Raw genomic sequence first — 3,625 nt, 5'->3', positions numbered from 1 at the left:
CTTCGACGGTATTGGTGGTGACGAGCTTGTCGCCCTCGCGGCGGACGTATTCGTCGCGGCCGTGGTTCACGGTGTCGTGGCTGGCGAAGCCCGCGCCGATCTCACGATAGGCGGTATATTCGTCGGTCATTACGGCCGCCTCGCGGGCCACGTTTGCCTGAATGATTGGCTTCATGTTGGCGATGGTGGCACTGTCGACGTGGAAAGAACGTGCCGAGCCACCACGCTCAACGACGGTGAGCACCGTATTGCGGTAACCGCTGCGGCCTTTCAACGCTGGCCCCTTCTTCGGTGCGCCTTCGACGCGACCGATGATGGTTTCGTCGATTTCGACGGTTCCCCCGCCGCCGAGGAGCGACAACCCGCCGTCGCGCATGGCCTCGCGGATGCGATGGCCCATGAACCACGCGGTTTTCAGGGTGACGCCGAGAATGCGGTGCAGTTGGTTCGCGCTGATACCCTTCTTGGACGAGCAAACGAGATGGATCGCTTGCAGCCAAAGGCGCAGCGAAACGTGCGACGACTCGAAAATGGTCCCAACCTTCACGGTGAAGGGCTTGCGGCATTCGTTGCACTGGCGGACGCCGATGCGGGTCGATTTGCCTTCCATCAGCCGGATGCGCGAGGCGTCGGCGTTGCCGCAGTGAGGGCAAGTCGGGCCAGTCGGCCAAATGCGAGCCTCTACATAGGCATAGGCGGCGCGTTCGTCGTGGAAGTGGCGGTCTGAAATGACGGAAGACATGGCTAACTCCTATTGGAATCAACCTACTACGTCTTGCGTGCTACGTCAAGTATAATATCGCCAAATGTTGATGAGAACAAACAGCGAACATACAATGTCATAATCGCCGCTGTGGTCTGGAGGCGCGATGCGAACCTATCGGTTGACGAACGAACCCGGAGGCCTTGGCCTGAGTTGCACGGCGGCCGGCCTGTCGCTCGCCGGGACGCCTCTGCTCCGCAGGACGGAAGCGGGATTCGCGCTCCGGTCAGAGGCGGAGATGGCTTCGTTGATGAAGGCGGCATACGACGCAGATGGCGACGCGGCCCGGCTGCAGTCGAGCCTCCAGGCGATCGCTCGCGCCCTCAACAGCGGCGAGCTCGCGCGCGCCGCGATCGCCGCGGTTCTGACACGGACGCCGGAACTGAGCCCGGACGCGGCGCAGCGTCTTGCCGTGGCCAACGATAGCCTGACCAAGTACGATCCCAACGAGCCGCGAGACTGGCACGGCCGCTGGACGACGGACGGCGCCGCAGGACCGGCGCCTTCTTCGACGCCCGCCGGTCACGGCGCGGCAAGGCGAGAGACCGATCCGACAGGCCCGCGGGTCGCCGAACCTGAGGCGGGGTCCGTGAGCGCCGCCGCCGATCAAGATACGCGGCCGACGCCCGACGCTTCGACGACTGCGGGAATCGGCGCAGACAATGGGGGGCCTCACGGATCAACCGCTCTCGAACGGGCGTTCGAGAGCGAATACGACGACCTCGGGCCGGTCGAATTCGGCAAACGAGTCATCCAATTTGGCGACCATCTGGCGCGAGAAGGCGCGAACCTTCCGCCGCCCGAGAAAGAGCAGGCGCTCGCGGAATATGCCTTTCTCGAGGGTCGCCTATCGTTCTGGCTCGCCTACGAATACACGCCCCCGACCGCACACGGGAATCTGCTTTCGGCGGCTCAGTTCCTGTTCCAGGGCGCAATCCTGTCGGGGATCGTCCAGCCCGGCCATTTGCCCAAGTCGATGCTCGACGTCGCCGCCGACGTATGGGCCAATGACAATCCCCCGCTGCGCCCGCGCTTCCCGGACGATCCAGCCGTCGAAATCGCGCCCAAGGCGCCGGCAGCGCCTGAATCGCCCCTCGCTCCCGCCAAGGAAGTCGAAGGGCTTGGTGGAACCGTCGACAACAGCAAGGTCGGCATCGAATGGAGCAAGGGCATAGCCGAACAGGGCGGGCCCTTTGAGACCTATGTCGAGGCGCAGCTTTCCAACGCGAAACAAGTGCCGACGACGGCCAAGACGTTTGATCATTTCGACGAGGCGACGGGGACTGCGATCAGCGACAAAACGCTGAACACGTTGAGCATGAGCTACATCCGGAATCCGCAGCGGATTTATGGGCAATTGAAGCAGTACGTGGACGCGGCCGCGGACTACGAGCCGCGCGCAAGGTTTGATGTCGACCCCACGAAGATACAATCAAAGATGCTTCAGCTGGCGATCCCTGAATACACCTCTCCGACGCAGTGGCGCTAACTCTTTTGGGCGCTCGATTACGGAAGCGAGCGCGGCGTGTCGATTACGATCACGAGGATCCGAGAATGACGTCGCCTGACTTGCCGTTCACCCAATGGGCCGACGTCAGTCGGACGGACCGATTCATTTGCCTCCAGCCGATGTCCGGCTATCGGTTGATCGAGCAGGAGGACGACGGGTACGCGATCTACCTGCCGCCGGACGCAGACAACGAGGCGCTGGGGCGGGCGTTGCTGGAATGCCTCGACAAGAGCCGATTCATCTGGCCGCTTGACGCGCATTTCTCCGACTGGCGACGATACATGCCGCTTTACAAGGCCTGGCAGAAGGATTTCATGCGCCGCTACGGCTATAAGACCAAGCGCGAAGCCTACCGAAACCTGGATTGGTGTCGAACCGAAAGGTCCGAGGGACGGATTTCAATACAGCCGCATAAGCGCGACAAGCCGGAATTGTTTCGCGATCTGCCGCCAGACAGAACCGTCGTCATTGCGGCGACGACCGAGGCAGTCGCCGCCGGCGCGGCGCTGCGGCTGGCCTTGGATCGTTGCGAGTAGATCGCGATGCGGAATATCGCCGATCGACCATTGGCGATCCGCACACGCCGGCGCGACGCCGGGCCACGTCGAGCGATCCAAGCGTCGCAAGTTCTCACTTTGGTTCCGGCTGGCGCAGGAAAACGCCAGGAGAAACATTGCCGAGAACAAGCTGGCGCGCCCGCTGGGACTCGAACCAATGACCTCGGCTTCGGGGCGACGGTCGCTTGAACTGCCGGACCCGGCGGCCTGGAGTTGCGCGCCGCAGTCTGAACCGCTTCCCATTCTGTTGGGAGGGGTTCATGAAAAACCGACGTCATTCGCCGGGGATCAAGTTCGGCCTCGCCTTCTGCGAAGCGTCCGGCAAATGCCTGGTGCGCAGCTCCGGCACGGACGCCGCGATGATCGCGCTGGCTGAGAAGAACGCGCTGGCGCTCGCCGCCGGGCATTGCTTCATCGTCTTCCTCGGCGACGGCTTCTATCCGGTCAACGTCCTCAACGCGCTGAAGATGGTTCCGGAGGTCTGCCGCATCTTCTGCGCGACCGCCAACCCGACCGAGGTCATCGTCGCCAAAACCGACCAGGGCAGGGGCTTGCTGGGCGTCGTCGACGGCTTTTCGCCGAAGGGCGTCGAAGGCGCGGACGACGTCGCCTGGCGGAAGAATTTTCTGTGGCAGATCGGCTATAAGCTGTGAGGGGCGAAGGCGGCGGCTAACGTAAGTTGCCCCTAGGTCGACGCGGCTCTGACCGTCATCGCGAGCGGCAGCGAAGCGATCCAGACGAAGCCGCAGCCGCAATCCCCGTGTCTGGATCGCTTCGCTTTGCTCGCGATGACGA

At 63.1% G+C, this 3,625-nt stretch carries 4 protein-coding genes; 3 read left to right on the top strand and 1 reads right to left on the bottom strand.

Annotated elements, in window-relative coordinates:
• Nucleotides 1-742 (bottom strand): IS1595 family transposase (locus ABSF49_RS21145; RefSeq protein WP_424114605.1); only part of this gene is annotated, 742 nt, incomplete at its 3' end.
• A gap of 610 nt (nt 743-1,352) precedes the next feature.
• Here ABSF49_RS21145 and ABSF49_RS21140 point away from each other — a divergent pair.
• The 3 genes from ABSF49_RS21140 (at nt 1,353) to ABSF49_RS21130 (ending at nt 3,483) form a co-directional block, all read left to right on the top strand.
• Nucleotides 1,353-2,252 carry an endonuclease toxin domain-containing protein gene (locus ABSF49_RS21140; protein ID WP_424114604.1) on the top strand — a complete coding sequence of 300 codons (900 nt, stop codon included), beginning with the start codon at nt 1,353-1,355 and terminating at the stop codon, nt 2,250-2,252.
• Nucleotides 2,253-2,332: 80 nt separating this feature from the next.
• Nucleotides 2,333-2,809, top strand: coding sequence for a contact-dependent growth inhibition system immunity protein (locus ABSF49_RS21135; RefSeq protein WP_424114603.1), 477 nt, complete (start codon nt 2,333-2,335; stop codon nt 2,807-2,809).
• 281 nt (nt 2,810-3,090) lie between these two features.
• A complete protein-coding gene (locus ABSF49_RS21130) occupies nt 3,091-3,483 on the top strand; it encodes an adenosine-specific kinase (protein WP_424114602.1) in 393 nt (130 codons plus the stop codon).
• Nucleotides 3,484-3,625: the final 142 nt, after the last annotated feature.

It is taken from the genome of Roseiarcus sp., assembly GCF_049514155.1.
Lineage (GTDB): Bacteria > Pseudomonadota > Alphaproteobacteria > Rhizobiales > Beijerinckiaceae > Roseiarcus.
The sequence above is the reverse complement of the archived record's forward strand: the minus strand, read 5'-3'. Positions and strand labels throughout refer to the sequence as shown.